At 55.3% G+C, this 18,717-nt stretch carries 23 protein-coding genes; 16 read left to right on the top strand and 7 right to left on the bottom strand.

The window, feature by feature from the left end; all coding sequences use genetic code 11:
- The first annotated feature begins 5 nt into the window (after positions 1 to 5).
- The 3 genes from nsrR (at position 6) to rlmB (ending at position 3,733) form a co-directional block, all read left to right on the top strand.
- Positions 6 to 431 (top strand): nitric oxide-sensing transcriptional repressor NsrR, encoded by a 426-nt coding sequence (nsrR, locus tag GUC22_RS24490; RefSeq protein WP_004097980.1) that lies wholly within the window; start codon positions 6 to 8, stop codon positions 429 to 431.
- A gap of 37 nt (positions 432 to 468) precedes the next feature.
- Entirely contained in the window at positions 469 to 2,916 is a 2,448-nt protein-coding gene (rnr, locus tag GUC22_RS24485; protein WP_004871099.1) for a ribonuclease R, read from the top strand.
- Positions 2,917 to 3,001: 85 nt separating this feature from the next.
- Positions 3,002 to 3,733 carry a 23S rRNA (guanosine(2251)-2'-O)-methyltransferase RlmB gene (rlmB, locus tag GUC22_RS24480; protein WP_024360255.1) on the top strand — a complete coding sequence of 244 codons (732 nt, stop codon included), beginning with the start codon at positions 3,002 to 3,004 and terminating at the stop codon, positions 3,731 to 3,733.
- A gap of 45 nt (positions 3,734 to 3,778) precedes the next feature.
- On the opposite strand, the gene GUC22_RS24475 is transcribed toward rlmB, so the two are convergent.
- Complete coding sequence (locus tag GUC22_RS24475) at positions 3,779 to 4,132, bottom strand: hypothetical protein (RefSeq protein ID WP_049132186.1); 354 nt, start codon at positions 4,130 to 4,132, stop codon at positions 3,779 to 3,781.
- Positions 4,133 to 4,237: 105 nt separating this feature from the next.
- Here GUC22_RS24475 and GUC22_RS24470 point away from each other — a divergent pair, with 105 nt between their 5' ends.
- Positions 4,238 to 5,875, top strand: a complete 1,638-nt coding sequence (locus tag GUC22_RS24470; RefSeq protein WP_160183811.1) for an isovaleryl-CoA dehydrogenase — start codon at positions 4,238 to 4,240, stop codon at positions 5,873 to 5,875.
- On the opposite strand, the gene yjfN is transcribed toward GUC22_RS24470, so the two are convergent.
- Positions 5,866 to 6,141, bottom strand: a complete 276-nt coding sequence (gene yjfN, locus GUC22_RS24465) for a DUF1471 family protease activator YjfN (RefSeq protein ID WP_004871092.1) — start codon at positions 6,139 to 6,141, stop codon at positions 5,866 to 5,868. The two genes, GUC22_RS24470 and yjfN, sit on opposite strands and share 10 nt — an antisense overlap.
- Before the next feature lie 138 nt (positions 6,142 to 6,279).
- Positions 6,280 to 6,588 carry a biofilm peroxide resistance protein BsmA gene (gene bsmA, locus GUC22_RS24460; RefSeq protein WP_024360258.1) on the bottom strand — a complete coding sequence of 103 codons (309 nt, stop codon included), beginning with the start codon at positions 6,586 to 6,588 and terminating at the stop codon, positions 6,280 to 6,282.
- A 197-nt stretch (positions 6,589 to 6,785) separates the two neighbouring features.
- On the opposite strand from bsmA, the gene yjfP reads away from it, so the two are divergent.
- Positions 6,786 to 7,502 carry an esterase gene (gene yjfP, locus GUC22_RS24455; protein ID WP_064411397.1) on the top strand — a complete coding sequence of 239 codons (717 nt, stop codon included), beginning with the start codon at positions 6,786 to 6,788 and terminating at the stop codon, positions 7,500 to 7,502.
- On the opposite strand, the gene ulaR is transcribed toward yjfP, so the two are convergent.
- A complete protein-coding gene (gene ulaR, locus GUC22_RS24450) occupies positions 7,499 to 8,254 on the bottom strand; it encodes an HTH-type transcriptional regulator UlaR (protein WP_004871087.1) in 756 nt (251 codons plus the stop codon). The two genes, yjfP and ulaR, sit on opposite strands and share 4 nt — an antisense overlap.
- A 106-nt stretch (positions 8,255 to 8,360) precedes the next feature.
- Positions 8,361 to 9,425: an L-ascorbate 6-phosphate lactonase gene (ulaG, locus tag GUC22_RS24445; RefSeq protein ID WP_024360260.1), complete on the bottom strand. Its 1,065-nt coding sequence runs from the start codon at positions 9,423 to 9,425 to the stop codon at positions 8,361 to 8,363.
- 364 nt (positions 9,426 to 9,789) lie between these two features.
- Here ulaG and ulaA point away from each other — a divergent pair, with 364 nt between their 5' ends.
- The 6 genes from ulaA to GUC22_RS24415 are packed head-to-tail and all read left to right on the top strand — an operon-like array spanning position 9,790 to position 14,199.
- Positions 9,790 to 11,190, top strand: coding sequence for a PTS ascorbate transporter subunit IIC (gene ulaA, locus GUC22_RS24440; RefSeq protein ID WP_004871084.1), 1,401 nt, complete (start codon positions 9,790 to 9,792; stop codon positions 11,188 to 11,190).
- A 12-nt stretch (positions 11,191 to 11,202) separates the two neighbouring features.
- Positions 11,203 to 11,508, top strand: coding sequence for a PTS ascorbate transporter subunit IIB (gene ulaB, locus GUC22_RS24435; RefSeq protein WP_004109091.1), 306 nt, complete (start codon positions 11,203 to 11,205; stop codon positions 11,506 to 11,508).
- 9 nt (positions 11,509 to 11,517) lie between these two features.
- Positions 11,518 to 11,985 (top strand): PTS ascorbate transporter subunit IIA, encoded by a 468-nt coding sequence (gene ulaC / locus GUC22_RS24430; RefSeq protein WP_024360261.1) that lies wholly within the window; start codon positions 11,518 to 11,520, stop codon positions 11,983 to 11,985.
- A gap of 13 nt (positions 11,986 to 11,998) precedes the next feature.
- Positions 11,999 to 12,649, top strand: a complete 651-nt coding sequence (gene ulaD / locus GUC22_RS24425) for a 3-keto-L-gulonate-6-phosphate decarboxylase UlaD (protein ID WP_004128129.1) — start codon at positions 11,999 to 12,001, stop codon at positions 12,647 to 12,649.
- 9 nt (positions 12,650 to 12,658) lie between these two features.
- Positions 12,659 to 13,513 (top strand): L-ribulose-5-phosphate 3-epimerase UlaE, encoded by an 855-nt coding sequence (ulaE, locus tag GUC22_RS24420; protein WP_024360263.1) that lies wholly within the window; start codon positions 12,659 to 12,661, stop codon positions 13,511 to 13,513.
- On the top strand, positions 13,513 to 14,199 hold the full coding sequence (locus GUC22_RS24415; protein WP_024360264.1) for an L-ribulose-5-phosphate 4-epimerase: 687 nt from the start codon (positions 13,513 to 13,515) through the stop codon (positions 14,197 to 14,199). The genes ulaE and GUC22_RS24415 overlap by 1 nt, the downstream gene beginning before the upstream one ends.
- A gap of 61 nt (positions 14,200 to 14,260) precedes the next feature.
- Here GUC22_RS24415 and GUC22_RS24410 read toward each other — a convergent pair whose 3' ends face one another.
- Positions 14,261 to 15,454 (bottom strand): MFS transporter, encoded by a 1,194-nt coding sequence (locus GUC22_RS24410; RefSeq protein ID WP_160183810.1) that lies wholly within the window; start codon positions 15,452 to 15,454, stop codon positions 14,261 to 14,263.
- Positions 15,455 to 15,592: 138 nt separating this feature from the next.
- Entirely contained in the window at positions 15,593 to 15,868 is a 276-nt protein-coding gene (locus tag GUC22_RS24405; protein WP_004871080.1) for a DUF1471 domain-containing protein, read from the bottom strand.
- A gap of 337 nt (positions 15,869 to 16,205) precedes the next feature.
- Here GUC22_RS24405 and rpsF point away from each other — a divergent pair, with 337 nt between their 5' ends.
- From rpsF to GUC22_RS24380, 5 genes are all read left to right on the top strand, one after another.
- Positions 16,206 to 16,601 (top strand): 30S ribosomal protein S6, encoded by a 396-nt coding sequence (gene rpsF, locus GUC22_RS24400; RefSeq protein WP_004098001.1) that lies wholly within the window; start codon positions 16,206 to 16,208, stop codon positions 16,599 to 16,601.
- Between the two features lie 5 nt (positions 16,602 to 16,606).
- Entirely contained in the window at positions 16,607 to 16,921 is a 315-nt protein-coding gene (priB, locus tag GUC22_RS24395) for a primosomal replication protein N (RefSeq protein ID WP_004128142.1), read from the top strand.
- A gap of 4 nt (positions 16,922 to 16,925) precedes the next feature.
- Positions 16,926 to 17,153, top strand: a complete 228-nt coding sequence (gene rpsR / locus GUC22_RS24390) for a 30S ribosomal protein S18 (RefSeq protein WP_000135199.1) — start codon at positions 16,926 to 16,928, stop codon at positions 17,151 to 17,153.
- A gap of 41 nt (positions 17,154 to 17,194) precedes the next feature.
- A complete protein-coding gene (rplI, locus tag GUC22_RS24385) occupies positions 17,195 to 17,644 on the top strand; it encodes a 50S ribosomal protein L9 (RefSeq protein ID WP_004098003.1) in 450 nt (149 codons plus the stop codon).
- Between the two features lie 146 nt (positions 17,645 to 17,790).
- Positions 17,791 to 18,717: a DMT family transporter gene (locus tag GUC22_RS24380; protein WP_154913685.1), complete on the top strand. Its 927-nt coding sequence runs from the start codon at positions 17,791 to 17,793 to the stop codon at positions 18,715 to 18,717.

The following is an 18,717-nucleotide window of genomic DNA, read 5'->3' as shown; positions in this document are numbered from 1 at the left end:
TGATTGTGCAGTTAACGAGTTTCACTGATTACGGATTACGCGCGCTGATCTATATGGCGTCGCTGCCGGATGGAAGAATGACCAGCATCTCCGAAGTAACGGAGGTTTACGGCGTTTCTCGTAATCATATGGTTAAAATAATCAATCAGCTAAGTCGCGTAGGGTATGTGACGGCGGTACGGGGAAAGAACGGAGGGATTCGTCTTGGTAAACCGGCAAATATGATTCGCGTGGGTGATGTTGTTCGCGATCTGGAGCCGCTCTCTTTGGTCAATTGTAGTAGCGAATTTTGCCATATTACGCCCGCCTGTCGTCTGAAACAGGCGCTTGCTGAAGCCGCGCAAAGTTTTCTCAAGGAACTGGATAACTACACGCTGGCCGATTTGGTTGAAAAGAATCAACCGCTTTATAAATTATTACTGGTGGAGTGACGTAAACTTCACTGGAGATGACAACGGAGGAACCGACATGTCACAAGATCCTTTCCTGGACCGCGAATCTGAAAAATACGCTAATCCAATCCCGAGCCGGGAATTTATCCTCGATCATTTAGCAAAACGCGAAAAACCGGCTAGCCGAGATGAGCTGGCAACAGAGCTGAATATTGAAGGCGAAGAACAACAAGAAGCATTGCGCCGCAGATTGCGCGCAATGGAACGCGATGGTCAGCTGGTCTTTACGCGTCGTCAGTGCTATGCGCTGCCGGAACGTCTTGACCTGCTGAAAGGTATCGTTATTGGCCATCGCGATGGCTATGGCTTCCTGCGCGTGGAAGGCCGTAAAGATGACCTGTATCTGTCGTCTGAGCAGATGAAAACCTGCATTCACGGCGATCAGGTGCTGGCGCAGCCGCTGGGCGCCGACCGTAAAGGCCGTCGGGAAGCACGAATTGTCCGCGTACTGGTGCCAAAAACGGGCCAGATTGTGGGCCGCTACTTTACCGATGCAGGCGTCGGCTTTGTGGTACCGGATGACAGCCGTTTAAGCTTCGATATCCTGATCCCCCCGGAACAGATCATGGGCGCGCGTATGGGCTTTGTCGTGGTGGTTGAGCTGACCCAGCGTCCAACCCGCCGCACTAAAGCGATCGGTAAAATCGTTGAAGTGCTCGGCGACAATATGGGGACCGGCATGGCGGTCGATATGGCCCTGCGCACCCATGAAATCCCCTACGTCTGGCCGCCAGCGGTCGAAAAACAGGTCGCCGGCCTGAAAGAACAGGTACCGGAAGAGGCGAAAAAAGGGCGCGTTGATTTACGCAGCCTGCCGCTGGTCACCATTGATGGCGAAGACGCCCGCGACTTTGATGATGCCGTGTACTGCGAGAAGAAACGCGGCGGCGGCTGGCGTCTGTGGGTGGCGATCGCCGATGTGAGCTACTACGTGCGTCCGGGGACGCCGCTGGATGGCGAAGCGCGCAGCCGCGGCACCTCGGTCTACTTCCCGTCTCAGGTGGTTCCCATGCTGCCTGAAGTGCTCTCTAACGGCCTGTGTTCACTGAATCCCCAGGTCGACAGACTCTGTATGGTTTGCGAAATGACCATTTCAGCCAAGGGGCGTCTGACCGGCTTCAAATTCTACGAAGCGGTGATGAGCTCCCACGCCCGTCTGACCTATACCAAAGTCTGGCATATGCTGCAGGGTGACCAGGATCTGCGCGAGCAGTACGCGCCACTGGTTAAGCATATTGAAGAGCTGCATAACCTTTACAAAGTGCTGGACGGCGCGCGCGAAGAGCGCGGCGGTATCTCATTTGAGAGTGAAGAAGCTAAATTCATCTTCAATGCTGAACGCCGTATTGAACGCATTGAACAGACTCAGCGTAACGATGCGCACAAGCTGATTGAAGAGTGCATGATCCTGGCGAACATTTCCGCTGCGCGCTTCGTTGAGAAGGCCGAGGAACCGGCCCTGTTCCGTATCCATGACAAACCAAGCACCGAAGCGATTACCGCCTTCCGTTCGGTTCTGGCGGAGCTGGGGCTTGAGCTGCCTGGCGGCAACAAGCCGGAGCCGCGCGACTATGCGGAATTACTGACGTCTATCGCCGATCGTCCGGATGCGGAGATGCTGCAAACCATGCTGCTGCGCTCGATGAAACAGGCGATATACGACCCGGAAAATCGCGGTCACTTTGGCCTGGCGCTGCAATCCTACGCCCACTTCACCTCGCCGATTCGCCGCTATCCTGACCTTTCTCTGCATCGTGCGATCAAGTATTTACTGGCGAAAGAGCAGGGACATAAAGGCAACAGCACCGAGACCGGCGGCTGGCACTACAGCATGGATGAGATGCTGCAGCTGGGGGCGCACTGTTCGATGACCGAACGCCGTGCTGATGAAGCGACGCGCGATGTTTCGGATTGGCTGAAGTGTGATTTCATGTTGGATCAGGTCGGTAACGTCTTTAAGGGCGTGATTGCCAGCGTGACCGGCTTTGGGTTCTTCGTCCGTCTGGATGAGCTGTTTATTGACGGTCTGGTGCACGTCTCTTCCCTCGATAACGACTACTACCGCTTCGATCAGGTAGGGCAGCGTCTGATCGGTGAATCCGGCGGTCAGACCTATCGTTTGGGCGATCGTGTAGAAGTGCGCGTTGAAGCGGTCAACATGGACGAGCGTAAAATTGATTTCTCGCTTATCTCCAGCGAACGCGCGCCGCGCAACGTCGGTAAAACCGAGCGTGAAAAGGCGAAGAAAGGCGCCGGAGGTAAATCGTCCGGGCGCCGCCGCCAGGCGGGCAAGCAGGTGAACTTCGAGCCAGATAGCGCATTCCGCAAGCAGAAAGGCCAATCTCAGCCGAAGTCCGCTCAGCCAAAAGGCGAGAAGAAAGCGAAGAAGCCGTCGGAGAAAACCCAGAAGATCGCCGCAGCGACCAAGGCCAAGCGCGCGGCGAAAAAGAAAATAGCTGAGTAATGATCTCCCTTTGCCCCGGCGTCTCCCACCATCGTGATGGGGCCGGGGTGAAGGGACTGAAAACAGAACCTAAACGAGTAGATAAATGAGTGAAATGATTTACGGCATCCACGCGGTGCAGGCGCTGCTGGAGCGCGCTCCTGAGCGTTTCCAGGAAGTCTTTATTCTGAAAGGCCGTGAGGATAAGCGCCTTATGCCGCTGATCCATGCTCTGGAAGCGCAGGGCGTGGTGATTCAGGTCGCCAGCCGCCAGTTTCTCGATGAGAAAAGCGAAGGCGCCGTTCATCAGGGGATTATTGCCCGCGTGAAGCCCGGACGTCAGTATCAGGAGAACGATCTGCCGGATCTGATCGCCTCTCTCGATCGGCCGTTCTTTTTGATCCTCGATGGCGTGACCGATCCGCACAACCTCGGCGCCTGTTTACGTAGCGCCGACGCCGCTGGCGTGCATGCGGTGATTGTCCCCAAAGACCGCTCTGCGCAGCTGAACGCCACGGCGAAAAAAGTGGCCTGCGGCGCGGCGGAAAACGTCCCGCTGATCCGCGTCACCAACCTGGCCCGCACCATGCGTCTGCTGCAGGAAGAGAACGTCTGGATCGTCGGGACCGCCGGTGAGGCCGACCATACCCTGTTCCAGAGCAAGATGACCGGATCGCTGGCTTTGGTGATGGGCGCGGAAGGCGAAGGCATGCGTCGCCTGACTCGCGAACACTGCGATGAGTTGATCAGCATTCCGATGGCCGGTAGCGTATCGTCGCTGAACGTATCGGTTGCAACCGGTATTTGCCTGTTTGAAGCGGTGCGCCAGCGCAGCTAATCTCTTCTTTCTGAATAAGCCATTCTCCGGAATGGCTTATCTTCATCAGTCCTGTTCATCCTCTCGCTCTCTCTGACGGGCGATTTCGAGACCTCTTTCCACATAGTTCAACACCTGGCTCAAGAGTAATTCATCTCCCGGTTCATCTCCCGTTTGTTCGATGAATTTAAGCCGCGCGCCTCGATGCTTTAATACCTTGATGAGATTAAGAAAATTTCCAATGGGGTTCTGCTCTTCCAGAATGTCTGCGCAGATCGTGTCTTCATCAAATGACGTGACGTAACCCGAAGCGTTCAGGTTCTGTTTGATGGCGTTGATAGCGAGATGGGGAAAATGGCGGCGGATAAGCGGGATATAGATCGGCGCGTTTTCCCGATCTTCAATAATTAAATGAATCATGAAATTCCCTTTCTGATTGTGAGAGAACTTTATAACAGAGTTCTCTGACGGAAAGTGCGCCGTTGTCCATACTTATGCATAGAGCCATTGAAGGAGGGAAACATAATGCACTGGCAAACTCATACCGTATTTAATCAACCCTCGCCGCTGTGCAACAGCAACTTGTTCTTGTCCGATACCGCCCTGCGTGAAGCCGTCGTCCGCGAAGGCGCGGGCTGGGATGGCGATCTGCTGGCGAGCATTGGTCAACAGCTGGGGACGGCGGAATCGCTGGAGCTGGGGCGCCTGGCCAACAGCAACCCGCCGGAACTGCTGCGCTATGACGCCACGGGATCGCGGCTTGACGATGTTCGTTTCCATCCGGCCTGGCATCTCCTGATGCAGGGACTATGCGCTAACCGGGTACATAACCTTGCCTGGCAGGAGGACGCTCGAGAAGGCGCTTTCGTTGCCCGCGCTGCCCGCTTTATGCTGCACGCGCAGGTAGAAGCGGGAACCCTGTGTCCCACCACCATGACCTTTGCCGCTATCCCATTGCTGCAGCGTTCCTTACCCAGGCCCTTTAGCGACTGGTTATCACCGCTATTAAGCGATCGCTACGATCCGCATCTGATACCGGGGAATCAGAAACGCGGGCTGCTTATCGGCATGGGGATGACTGAAAAGCAGGGGGGATCTGATGTCCTGAGCAACACGACCCGTGCGGAGAAGACCGCCGAAGGCTTTTATCATCTGATTGGACATAAATGGTTTTTCTCCGTGCCGCAGAGCGATGCTCATCTGGTGCTGGCGCAGGCGCCGGCGGGGCTCTCCTGCTTTTTTGTTCCGCGCCTGCTGCCGGACGGTCAGCGTAACGGCGTACATCTGGAGAGGCTGAAAGATAAATTGGGTAACCGCGCGAACGCCAGCAGTGAAGTCGAGTTTTTCAACGCTTGCGGTTGGCTGGTCGGAGAAGAGGGGGATGGCGTCCGGCAAATTCTCAAAATGGGCGGCCTGACCCGCTTTGACTGCGCCCTGGGCAGCCATGCGCTGATGCGCCGGGCCTATTCGGTGGCGCTGTACCATGCCCTGCAGCGTCAGGCGTTTGGCAAAAATCTGGTCGATCAGCCGATGATGCGTCAGGTGCTGGGGCAGATGGCGCTGCGGCTTGAAGGGCAAACCGCGTTTCTGTTCCGCCTGGCGCGGGCATGGGACAGGCGCGATGATGCGCAGGAAGCGCTATGGGCAAGGTTGTTCACGCCCGCGGCGAAATTTGCTATCTGCAAATCCGGGATCGCCTTCGTCGCCGAGGCGATGGAGGTGCTGGGCGGCTCCGGCTACTGTGAAGAAAGTGAACTGCCGCGTTTGTACCGTGAAATGCCGGTAAACAGCATCTGGGAAGGTGCAGGGAATATTATGTGTCTGGACGTGATGCGGGTTCTGATGAAGCAGCCGGCGGCGCTTGAGCTTCTGGCGGCGGAGTGCGCGGAAGTGAAAGGGCAAAATCGTCATTTCGATCGGGCGTGGCGGCAGCTGCAGCAGTGGCTACGGCGCCCTCTGGAAGAGCAGGGACGGGAGATTACCCGGCTGGTTTATCTGCTTGGCGTTGGCGCGCAGGTATTACGCTTCGCTTCACCGCCGCTGGCTGAAGCCTGGTGCCGGATGATGCTCGATACGCGCGGCGGCATGCGCCTGGATGAGCAAACGCTCGACGACTTACTGTTACGGGCAATGGGGCGCGGACGCCAGGCGCCTCAGGCATAAAGAATGGCCTGTACCCGCCAGTTATCCGGCTGCTGCTCCTCGTACATCTGGACGATGCGATACCAGGACGCGCCCTGCTCGTCGGCCTGCACGGCGATGGCGTGCTCCACATCCTGCTGGCTGCCGGAGATGTTGTTAACGCAAATCAGGCCAATTTCGTTCAGGCCAGTTACGCAGTCAGCGCTGGCAAACTCCGCCGACTGCGCGGAAGTATTGGCCGTGGCGGAGGTCAGCATCAGGCTGGGTAGGGTAAAAGTTCGTTTCATCGTCAGCTCCATTTCACATAGTCCTGAGGGCAGTCCGTTGCTAACGTTCTGCCAGGTTTACGGCTGGCTGAACGTTATTAGGCGCAGGAGAACGTGAATGGATGCAAAGCAGTGTCAAGCTGGCTTAAAGGTTGACCGCTATTGACGGTACAAAATTGCCTGCGAATACCACTGGCCTGGAACCATGGTGTCATCAATCATAATGATGACGTAGTAATCCGCCTTAGCCGCCTCTGCTTTGACCTTCAGCGCAGCCTCTACATCCATCGGCGAGCCGTACATTAATACGCTCACCGTCCCCATCTTCTGCAGACCCGTCGTCTGGTTACGCTGGATCTCTTGTGGATGGTTGGTTGCTGGCGGCGGCGCCTTTGGCGTCCCCTGTAGGGCGCTACAGCCGGTTAAAGCGATTGCCAGTAACCACGGTGTAAACCTACGCATAACCATATCTCGTTTCCTGTTAGCCATAGTGTAGTGGTAGCCTGAATGTCATTGCCGGGGAATGTTCCCAAATTGTTATCCCGTACGCGATTTTCGAATGAAAATATCGTGAAAGCGTAATCTGGTTCTCAAGATTATGAATCATGTGCGAACGCGTGGCTTGAGTACTAACATAACATCACTTTAGAGAAAGGAGACGGTAAATGATCGCACTAGAAATGCGTAACCTTGCGGGCGGGGAGGTTCTCCATGCGTACCCGCAGGGCGCCGCGAATACTCCGCTTCCCTGCATTGTCTTTTATCATGGCTTTACCTCTTCTAAGCTGGTCTACAGCTATTTCGCCGTTGCGCTTGCAGAGGCGGGGTTTCGGGTGATTATGCCTGATGCTGCGGAACACGGCGCGCGCTACCGGGGAGACGAACAGGGGCGGATGCAGCGCTTCTGGCCGATTCTGACGCACAATTTTGTTGAGTTTCCGGCATTACAGGAGGCGATTCGGGAGCAAGGATGGCTTGCGGGCGACAGGCTGGCGGTGGCCGGCGCATCGATGGGTGGAATGACTGCGCTGGGGATTATGACCCATCACCCGGAGCTGAAAAGCGTCGCCTGCCTGATGGGGTCAGGCTATTTCAGTACGCTCTCGCAGACGCTTTTTCCTTCGCCTTCGTGGGAGGCAGGGCAGCTGGCGGAGTGGGACGTCAGCCAGCAGCTGGCGACCCTCGCCAGCCGACCGCTGCTGCTCTGGCACGGCGATGAGGATGATGTGGTACCGCCGGGGGAGACCTTCCGTCTGCAGCAGGCGCTGCAGCAAAACGCACTGGCCGACAACCTAACCTGCATCTGGCAGAAAGGCGTCCGTCACCGCATTACGCCGGAAGCGTTAGCTGCGACGGTGGCTTTTTTTCAACGTCACCTTTAAACGCGAATCACCTGAACGCCCTGATCTTCAAGCTGCTTGAGAATCGCTTCATCCGCCTGTTTACCGGTTATCACCAGGTCGATTTGCCCGGCCTGGCTGAAGAGCATTCCGGCGCGTTCGCCAACTTTGCTGCTGTCGACCAGTACCGCGAGTTTGCCGACGACGTTAAGCATCTTTTGCTCCGCCATCGCCGTCAGCATATCGGTTTTATATAGCCCCTCCGCGGTTAACCCTTTGCCGCTGGTAAACATCCAGTGCCCAGCGTACAGGCTGTTTTCGCTGCCCTGAGGGCTCAGCGTGATGGAGTGGCTGCGGTTATACTGCCCGCCCATAATAATGACGCTGTCGTGTTCCTGATCGATCAGGTAGTTAGCCAGCGGCAAATAGTTGGTGATGATCTGCACCGGTTTACCGCACAGTTCTTGCCCAAGCAGGAATGCGGTAGAGCCGCAGTTTATGACGATGCTTTCGCCCGGGTTCACCAGCTGCGAAGCCGCGCGCGCAATCCGTACCTTCTCATCGTGGTTTTGCGCCTGGTGAATATTCATTGGCGACCAGCGCGGGCGCTGCTCGCTGACGGCTTCTGCGCCGTTGCGGACTTTTTTCAGCTTGCCGCTTTCGTCGAGTTTGTTGATATCGCGTCGTGCCGTCGCCGGAGAAATTCCCAGCCGGGAAATCACCTGCTCCACGGTGACAAATCCCGTTTGTGCCAGCAAATCCAGTAAAATTTGATGTCTTTGCGCTTCCGTCATGAGCAAATCCGATTAAAAGTGATAAGCAAAGATGATATTTGAAATCAGGTGAAAATACTAATGCTGACGGGGATAATTTCCGGCGGGCGGTCCCGCCGGAGAAGCCTTACAGGAAAGACTTAAAGGGCAGGTCCGGCTCCATGGTGAAGCAATCGTCGAATCCGCGCGGATAGTGGTATTCGAAGTTATCTTTATCCAGCGGCCAGGTGAATTTCCCACCCACCTGCCAGATGAAAGGCTTAAAGCCATACTTCAGACGGTCTTTTTTCATCTCCCACAGAACGCGGATTTCCTGCGGATCGGCCTGGAAGTTTGACCAGATATCGTGATGGAACGGGATCACCACTTTGGCATTCAGCGATTCGGCCATGCGCAGGATATCGGCGCTGGTCATTTTGTCGGTGATACCGCGCGGGTTCTCGCCATAGGAACCGAGAGCCACGTCGATCTGGTGTTCGTTACCGTGCTTCGCGTAATAGTTGGAGTAGTGGGAATCGCCGCTATGGTACAGGTTGCCCCCCGGCGTTTTGAACAGGTAGTTCACCGCGCGCTGATCCATTCCGTCCGGCAGTACGCCTGCCGCTTTTTGATCCGCGGGTAAGGTAATCAGAGCCGTACGGTCAAAAGCGTCGAGCGCATGAATTTCAACATCTTTTATTTTGACCACATCGCCCGGCTTCATCACGATGCAGCGCTCTTTCGGTACGCCCCAGCCAATCCACAGATCGACGCAGGTTTGCGGGCCGATAAACGGCACGTCATCGGCGCAGTTCTGCATAACCGCGGCGGCCACGTTCACATCAATGTGATCGTTATGATCGTGGGTAGACAGCACGGCGTCGATCTGGCGAATAGCGAACGGATCGAGAACAAACGGGGTGGTGCGCAGGTTGGGCTGGAGCTTCTTCACGCCGGCCATACGCTGCATCTGGTGGCCGGTTTTCATCAGCGGATTCCCGTGGCTTTGCTTGCCGGTACCGCACCAGAAATCGACGCAGATATTGGCTCCGCCTTCGGATTTCAGCCAGATGCCCGTACAACCCAACCACCACATCGCAAAGGTGCCCGGCGCAACCTGCTCTTGTTCAATTTCTTCATTCAGCCAGCTACCCCATTCCGGAAAAGTGTTCAGGATCCATGATTCGCGGGTGATGGTTTGCACTTTACTCATTTGTTTTCCCCTCACATATTATCAAAAGTAATCACGATGTGATTTGTTTTGACGAATACTGGCATCGTTTGTTCAGGATTGCAATCCTGAATTTCGCCCTTCATGAGAGGAATAGTGGGGGTTAAAAAGAGGCGGAGGCATACTTCATGATATGCGTGTTATTTTATTTAATTGATTTACATATACTATTTTTCAGGTTATGAAAATGAGAATTAATACCATGACGGATTGTGTGATTATTTGCGGCGTGCGTCACATTTAATCAAATATAATCTTGTTGTGATTATTTTTGATTATTAGAGTGATCGCAACAACCAACCTGGGCGTAGCGTGCGTTCAGAGCGTCCACCTTCTGGAGTGTGTTATGGAGATTCTCTACCACATCTTTACCGTGTTCTTTAACCAGGTTATGACCAACGCCCCGCTGCTGCTGGGTATTGTGACCTGCCTGGGTTATATCCTGCTGCGCAAAAGCGCCAGCGTTATCGTTAAAGGAACAATTAAAACCATTATCGGTTTTATGCTGCTGCAGGCCGGCTCCGGCATTCTGACCAGCACGTTTAAACCGGTGGTGGCGAAAATGTCTGAGGTTTACGGCATCAACGGCGCTATTTCTGATACCTACGCCTCCATGATGGCAACCATTGAGCGGATGGGCGATGCCTACAGCTGGGTGGGCTATGCCGTGCTGTTAGCCCTGGCGCTGAATATTTGTTATGTCCTGCTGCGGCGTATTACCGGTATTCGTACCATCATGCTGACCGGGCACATCATGTTCCAGCAGGCGGGGCTGATTGCCGTCTTTTTTTATATCTTCGGCTACCCGATGTGGACGACGATTATCTGCACGGCGGTGCTGGTGTCGCTCTATTGGGGCATTACCTCGAACATGATGTATAAGCCGACCCAGGAAGTGACCGACGGCTGCGGCTTCTCCATCGGACACCAGCAGCAGTTCGCTTCATGGATTGCTTACAAGGTCGCCCCGTATCTGGGTAAAAAAGAGGAGAGCGTTGAGGATCTCAAGCTGCCGGGCTGGCTGAACATCTTTCACGACAACATCGTCTCCACGGCCATCGTGATGACCATTTTCTTCGGCGCGATTTTGCTCTCCTTCGGCATCGACACCGTACAGGCGATGGCGGGTAAAACTCACTGGACGATCTATATCCTGCAAACCGGCTTCTCGTTCGCCGTCGCTATTTTCATTATCACCCAGGGCGTGCGCATGTTCGTCGCCGAACTTTCTGAAGCGTTCAACGGCATTTCCCAGCGCCTGATTCCCGGTGCCGTGCTGGCGATTGACTGCGCCGCGATTTATAGCTTTGCGCCAAACGCCGTCGTCTGGGGCTTTATGTGGGGCACCATCGGCCAGCTGATCGCCGTCGGTATTCTGGTCGGCTTCGGCTCTTCCATTCTGATTATTCCGGGCTTTATCCCAATGTTCTTCTCTAACGCCACCATCGGCGTATTTGCTAACCACTTTGGCGGCTGGCGCGCGGCGCTCAAAATTTGTCTGGTAATGGGGATGATCGAAATTTTTGGCTGCGTCTGGGCGGTGAAGCTGACCGGTATGAGCGCCTGGATGGGTATGGCGGACTGGTCAATTCTGGCGCCGCCGATGATGCAGGGCTTCGCCTCCATCGGTATCGCGTTTATGGCCGTCATCATCATTATCGCACTGGCTTATATGTTCTTCGCAGGGCGCACGCTGCGTGCTGAAGAGGACGCGGAAAAACAACTGGCAGATGCTTCTGCTCAATAAGGAGTTTTGACTATGACCGTACGTATTCTGGCTGTATGTGGCAACGGGCAAGGAAGTTCCATGATCATGAAGATGAAGGTGGACCAGTTTTTGACCCAGTCAAATATCGATCACACGGTGAACAGCTGCGCGGTGGGTGAATACAAAAGTGAACTAAACGGCGCGGACATCATCATCGCCTCCACCCATATCGCCGGTGAGATTAGCGTCTCCGGCAACAAATATGTGGTTGGCGTGCGCAACATGCTCTCGCCTGCGGATTTTGGCCCAAAACTGCTGGAAGTGATCAAAGCGCACTTCCCGCAGGATGTGAAGTAAGGAGACCAAATGAAATTACGCGATTCGCTGGTGGAGAATAACTCCATCCTTCTCCAGGCCGACGCCAGTACCTGGCAGGAAGCCGTCAAGCTGAGCGTTGATTTACTGGTGAAGGCGGATGTCGTTGAGCCGCGCTACTACCAGGCCATTCTCGATGGCGTAGCCCAGCATGGCCCCTATTTTGTGATTGCTCCCGGTCTGGCGATGCCGCACGGCCGCCCGGAAGAGGGGGTTAAGAAAACCGGCTTTGCGCTGGTCACGCTGAAAACGCCGCTGGTTTTTAATCACGAGGATAACGACCCGGTCGATATTCTGATCACCATGGCGGCCGTGGATGCCAATACCCATCAGGAAGTCGGCATCATGCAGATCGTCAACCTGTTTGAAGATGAAGCCAATTTTGACCGTTTACGCGCCTGCCGCACCGCGCAGGAAGTGCTGGAATTAATTGATAACGCCACGGCGGCGGCCGTTTAAAAGGAACACTACAATGTCATTACCTATGTTGCAGGTTGCGCTCGATAATCAATCCATGTCTTCCGCGTATGAAACGACGCGCCTGATAGCCGATGAAGTGGACATTATTGAAGTCGGCACCATTCTTTGTGTGGCTGAAGGCGTACGCGCCGTTCGCGACCTGAAGGCGCTCTATCCCAATAAAATCGTGCTGGCGGACGCCAAAATCGCCGATGCCGGTAAAATTCTCTCCCGCATGTGCTTTGAAGCCAACGCCGATTGGGTCACCGTGATCTGCTGCGCGGACATCAACACCACCAAAGGCGCGCTGGACGTCGCGAAAGAGTTCAACGGCGACGTCCAGATCGAACTGACCGGCTACTGGACCTGGGAGCAGGCGCAGGAGTGGCGCGAAGCGGGTATTCAGCAGGTGGTTTATCACCGTAGCCGCGATGCCCAGGCGGCCGGCGTGGCGTGGGGCGAGGCGGATATCAGCGCGATCAAACGCTTGTCCGAAATGGGCTTTAAAGTCACCGTCACCGGCGGCCTGGCGCTGGAAGATTTACCGCTGTTTAAAGGTATTCCCATTCACGTCTTTATCGCCGGTCGCAGCATTCGCGACGCCGCTTCTCCGGTAGAGGCCGCCCGGCAGTTTAAACGTTCTATCGCCCAGCTGTGGGGCTAAGGAGCGGTCATGCTGTCAAAACAAATTCCGCTCGGTATCTATGAAAAAGCGCTCCCCGCGGGGGAGTGCTGGCAGGAACGCCTACGGCTGGCGAAAGAGCTCGGCTTTGATTTCGTCGAAATGTCGGTCGATGAAACTGACGCCCGTCTGGCGCGGCTCGACTGGAGCCGGGAGCAGCGCCTTGCGCTGGTCAACGCGATTGCTGAAACCGGGGTGCGGGTACCCTCTATGTGCCTGAGCGCCCATCGCCGCTTTCCGCTCGGTAGCGAAGACGACGCGGTTCGGGCGCAGGGCCTGGAGATTATGCGCAAAGCGATTCGGCTGGCGCAGGATGTGGGTATTCGCGTTATCCAACTGGCGGGTTACGACGTTTACTACCAGCAAGCCAATAACGAGACGCGCCGTCGTTTCCGCGACGGGCTAAAAGAGAGCGTCGAAATGGCGAGCCGCGCGCAGGTGACGCTGGCGATGGAAATCATGGACTACCCGCTGATGAACTCGATCAGCAAGGCGTTGGGCTATGCCCACTATCTCAATAATCCGTGGTTCCAGCTTTACCCTGATATCGGCAATCTGTCGGCATGGGATAACGACGTACAGATGGAATTGCAGGCCGGGATCGGGCATATCGTTGCCGTACATGTGAAGGATACTAAACCGGGCGTATTCAAGAACGTGCCGTTTGGCGAAGGCGTTGTCGATTTCGAGCGCTGCTTTGAAACGCTCAGGCAGAGCGGCTATTGCGGCCCGTATCTGATTGAAATGTGGAGCGAAACGACCGACGATCCGGCCGCTGAAGTTGCGAAAGCGCGCGATTGGGTGAAGGCGCGGATGGCCAGCGCCGGTCTGGTGGAGGCGGCATAATGCAAACGTTAAAACAGCAGGTCTTTGACGCTAATATGGATTTGCCGCGTTACGGACTGGTCACTTTTACCTGGGGTAACGTCAGCGCCATCGACCGTGAACGTGGGCTGGTGGCGATTAAGCCCAGCGGCGTCGCCTATGAGACCATGAAAGCGGACGATATGGTGGTAGTCGATCTCGAGGGTAAGGTGGTGGAGGGGCGCTATCGTCCTTCTTCCGATACCGCCACGCACCTGGCGCTGTATCGTCGCTATCCGAGTCTCGGCGGTGTGGTGCATACCCACTCGACGCACGCGACGGCCTGGGCGCAGGCGGGCCTGGCCATTCCCGCGCTGGGGACGACCCACGCGGACTACTTCTTTGGCGATATTCCCTGCACCCGGGCGTTAAGCGCGCAGGAAGTGGCTGAGGCTTATGAGCTGAACACCGGCCGCGTAATTATTGAAACGCTGGGCGACGTTGAGCCGCTGCATACGCCGGGCATCGTGGTCTATCAGCACGGGCCTTTTGCCTGGGGCAAAGATGCGCACGATGCGGTGCATAACGCGGTGGTGATGGAAGAAGTGGCGCGGATGGCGTGGATTGCTCGCGGGATCAACCCGCAGCTGAAGCCCATCGATAGCTGGCTGATGGACAAGCACTTTATGCGTAAGCACGGGCCAGATGCCTATTACGGGCAAAAGTGAAAGACGTGCTCCGGAGCATTCATCTTTATGATGAATCAACCGGTCTGCTCCGGAGCTATTTTTAGTTTTGCTGATAAGCCGACGGCATACAGCGCATACCGATCAGCGTCAGCACGCAGATTACCGCGCCGGCGTAAAACGTCGAGGCGGCACCGAATACCTCCCACAGCACGCCCGCACCTGCGCTGGCCAGCAGCAGCGCAACGCCGCTCATCAGGTTGAACATCCCGAACGCCGTTCCGCGCAGCTCCGGCGGGGCGGTATGCGCCACCATCGCCGCCAGCAGTCCCTGCGTCATCCCCATATGAATGCCCCATAGCACCACGCCGGCTAAAAGCGTGCTCCAGTGGCTGCTTAAGGCCAGCACGATATCGGCGGCGATCAGCACCAGCAGACCCCACTGCAGCATTTTGCTGTGGCTCATGCTGTCCGATAGTTTACCGAACGGATAGGCGGTCAGGCTGTACACCAGGTTCATCGCGACCATCACCAGCGGAATCGCGAACAGCGGGATCGCCATCTGCTGGGCGCGCAGCACCAGAAACGCTTCGCTGAAGCGGGCGAGGGTAAAAATCGAGCCGATAACCACAACCCACCAGTAGGCGGCTGAAAGCTTTTTTAGGTTCTCGCGGCGCAGGGGATTGGTCCGTTTCCGGGTGATCGGCGTTTTTGGCTCTTTTAGCCCAAAGCCTAATAAAGCGATGGAGAGCGCGGCAGGAATGACCGCGACCCAGAAAATAGACTGGAAGTCGTTATCCCAGAGAAACATCAGCGCGACGGCAAGCAGCGGTCCCAGAAAAGCCCCGATAGTGTCCAGCGCCTGGCGCAGCCCGTAGGCGGCGCCGCGAATTTCCGGCGGAGTGACGTCGGCGACCAGCGCATCCCTCGGCGCGCCGCGTATCCCTTTGCCCACGCGGTCGATCATTCGCGCGCTGAACACCACGCCGGAGGTTGGCGCGATGGCGAAAAGAGGTTTGCTTAGCGCCCCCAGGCCATAGCCGAGCAGCGCAAGGCCTTTGCGTTTGCCGACATAATCGCTGATGACGCCAGAGAAAACCTTCAGCATCAGCGCGGTAGCTTCAGCAACGCCTTCGATAATGCCGATAATAATCACGCTGGCCCCCAGCGTGGTGGCCATAAATAGAGGAAGAAGGCTGTGGATCATCTCTGACGAAACATCCATCAGCAGGCTAACGCCGCCAAGAACCCAAACCCCTTTCGGGATACGGCTTAGCGTGGCAAAACGCGGAACCATGAATCACTCCGGATAATCATGTGGTTAAAGAGAGATTAAATCAGGTTACGTTCCTGCTGATAAGGCACGAAGAAAAATAATTCTCAATTGCATTAAGACTTCGCCCTGACTATCGGGCGAAGTCAAAAAACAGGCAAATTAACGGTAAATGGCCGCACTGGCGTGAATCGGACCGTCGCTTCCCGGTTCATGAATGAGGATCGGCTGGAAGTATTTCGCTCCCTGAGCATCGCTCTGCTGGCTAAGCGCCTGGTCGGCTTCCTGCTCGGTGGCGATGTTGTGGTTGATATAGATAACGCCGAGGCTCTGCACATCGTCCATGTTGCGGGCCTGGCGGGCATCGATTTTAATAGCAGCCAGCGCGTTGGCGCTCAACAAAAGCGCTGCCATCATGGTTATGAGGATGTATTTCATCATCTACGCTCCTTATGACAGTCCTGACGTTAACCCGCTTCCCTGGGGTATGGATTGCTTCTAATCTAAGTGTAATCGCTGCCTCGCTGGCGTATCGCGACCATTTCTGATGCAGTTGTTCAAAAAATTGTCGCTTCCGCCGTTGATTAATTTTAAATCACTGGCTTAAGGCCACTTCGCGCTTAGTGCGAATTATTTGCACAATTCACTTGTCTTAAAACCCGCTCGCCCGTATTATGACGCGTCAATTTTTCAGCCGCCCTTTAACACGTTCCTTGCCTCCATGGGCCGCGGCTGACCCAGACAGGAGGCTGAATAATCCGTAAGGAGCAATTCGATGCGTCATTACGAAATCGTTTTTATGGTCCATCCTGACCAGAGCGAACAGGTTCCGGGCATGATCGAACGTTACACTGGTGCAATCACTGCAGCAGAAGGTACGATCCACCGTCTGGAAGACTGGGGCCGCCGTCAGCTGGCTTATCCGATCAACAAACTGCACAAAGCTCACTACGTTCTGCTGAACGTTGAAGCGCCGCAGGAAGCGATCGATGAGCTGGAAACTAACTTCCGCTTCAACGACGCCGTTATCCGCAGCATGGTAATGCGTACTAAGCACGCTGTTACCGAAGCATCTCCGATGGTTAAAGCGAAAGACGAGCGCCGCGAGCGTCGCGAAGATTTCGCCAACGAAACCGCAGATGATTCTGAAGCTGGGGATTCTGAAGAGTAATCCTGATGACCAACCGTCTGGAGCTGTCCGGCATTGTATGCAGGACTCCACTTCGTAAGGTCAGCCCGTCAGGAATTCCACACTGCCAGTTCGTGCTTGAGCATCGTTCAGTGCAGGAGGAAGCCGGTTTTCACCGGCAGGCATGGTGCCAAATGCCCGTGATAATCAGCGGACACGAGAACCAGGCCATTACTCACAGTATAACGGTCGGTAGCGCAGTAATCGTTCGAGGGTTCATCTCTTGCCACAAGGCAAAGAACGGCTTGAGCAAAATGGTTCTGCATGCCGAGCAGATTGAATTGATAGATTCTGGAGACTAGCCATATGGCACGTTATTTCCGTCGTCGCAAGTTCTGCCGTTTCACCGCGGAAGGCGTTCAAGAGATCGACTATAAAGATATCGCTACGCTGAAAAACTACATCACCGAAAGCGGTAAGATTGTCCCGAGCCGTATCACCGGTACCCGTGCAAAATATCAGCGTCAGCTGGCACGCGCTATCAAACGCGCTCGCTACCTGTCCCTGCTGCCGTACACTGATCGTCATCAGTAATCGGTCACGGTCCATTAATACGACTTTGAGAGGATAAGGTAATGCAAGTTATTCTGCTTGATAAAGTAGCAAACCTGGGTAGCCTGGGTGATCAGGTTAACGTTAAAGCGGGCTATGCTCGTAACTTCCTGGTACCACAGGGTAAAGCTGTTCCTGCTACCAAGAAAAACGTTGAGTTCTTCGAAGCACGCCGTGCTGAACTGGAAGCCAAACTGGCAGAAGTTCTGGGCGCTGCTAACGCACGTGCTGAAGCAATCAACGCACTGGGCACCGTTACCATCGCGTCTAAATCTGGCGACGAAGGTAAACTGTTCGGTTCCATCGGTACTCGCGACATCGCTGACGCTGTAACTGCAGCTGGCGTTGCCGTTGCTAAGAGCGAAGTTCGTCTGCCGAACGGCGTTCTGCGCACCACCGGTGAGCACGAAGTGGACTTCCAGGTTCACAGCGAAGTTTTCGCTAAACTGGTTGTTAACGTTGTAGCTGAGTAATTTATTACTCAACTCACGTCGAGACGCCGGCCTTGTGCCGGCGTTTTGCTTTTCTGTCTTTGCTGAATCTTTTCCTGGTATGGTGGCTATTCTTAGCAACTTTCTGGATAATAAAATAAAACACTATTTTATTTCTGGTGAAGTGAATGGACGCACCCTCGATTTTTACCCGCAAGAAAGTGGCTTATGCCTGCGCAACCCTCTGCTGCCTGCTGTGGGGAAGCTCCTACCCGGCGATTAAAAGCGGCTATGAACTATTTCAGATTGCCACTGATGATGTGCCGTCTAAAATCGTCTTTGCTGGCTATCGCTTCCTGTTTGCCGGAGCGCTACTGCTGCTCTTCGCGCTGGCGCAGCGTAAGCCGATCGCCCGCTTAAATTCCCGTCAGTGCGGCCAACTGGCGATACTGGGCGTCACGCAAACGTCCATCCAGTACATTTTCTTCTACGTTGGCCTGGCGTTTACCACCGGCGTGAAGGGCTCGATTATGAACGCCACCGGCACCTTCTTCAGCGTCCTGCTGGCGCACTTTATCTATCAGAATGACAGGCTGAGCTACAACAAAGCCGTCGGCTGCATTCTCGGTTTTGCCGGCGTGATGCTGGTGAACGTTAATCATTCATTGAGCGATTTTAGCTTTGTCTGGCAGGGCGACGGTTTTGTGGTGCTGGCGGCTTTTATCCTGTCGGCGGCGACGCTGTACGGTAAGCGCATTTCGCAGACGGTTGACCCGACGGTGATGACCGGCTGGCAGCTGGCGTTTGGCGGCCTGGTGCTGGTTGGCGGCGGTTACCTGACCGGCGGAACCCTGGCGGTCCACAGCGCCGCTGCTGCGCTGGTGCTGGCTTATTTGACCCTGCTCTCTTCCATCGCTTTTGCGCTATGGAGCGTGCTGCTTAAGCATAACCGCGTGAGTATGATTGCGCCGTTCAACTTTGTGGTCCCGGTTGCCGGCACCGTGCTGTCGGCCATCTTCCTCGGCGAGAATATTCTTGAGCTGAAATATGCGGTTGCGCTGGCGCTGGTGTGCGCCGGGATCTGGTGGGTGAATAAAGTGGGTCAACATCGTTAA

The organism is Klebsiella sp. MPUS7 (genome assembly GCF_009905335.1).
In the GTDB taxonomy this organism is placed as follows: Bacteria; Pseudomonadota; Gammaproteobacteria; order Enterobacterales; family Enterobacteriaceae; genus Klebsiella; species Klebsiella grimontii.
Note: the sequence above shows the minus strand (reverse complement) of the source record. Positions and strands in the feature narration are given on the sequence as shown.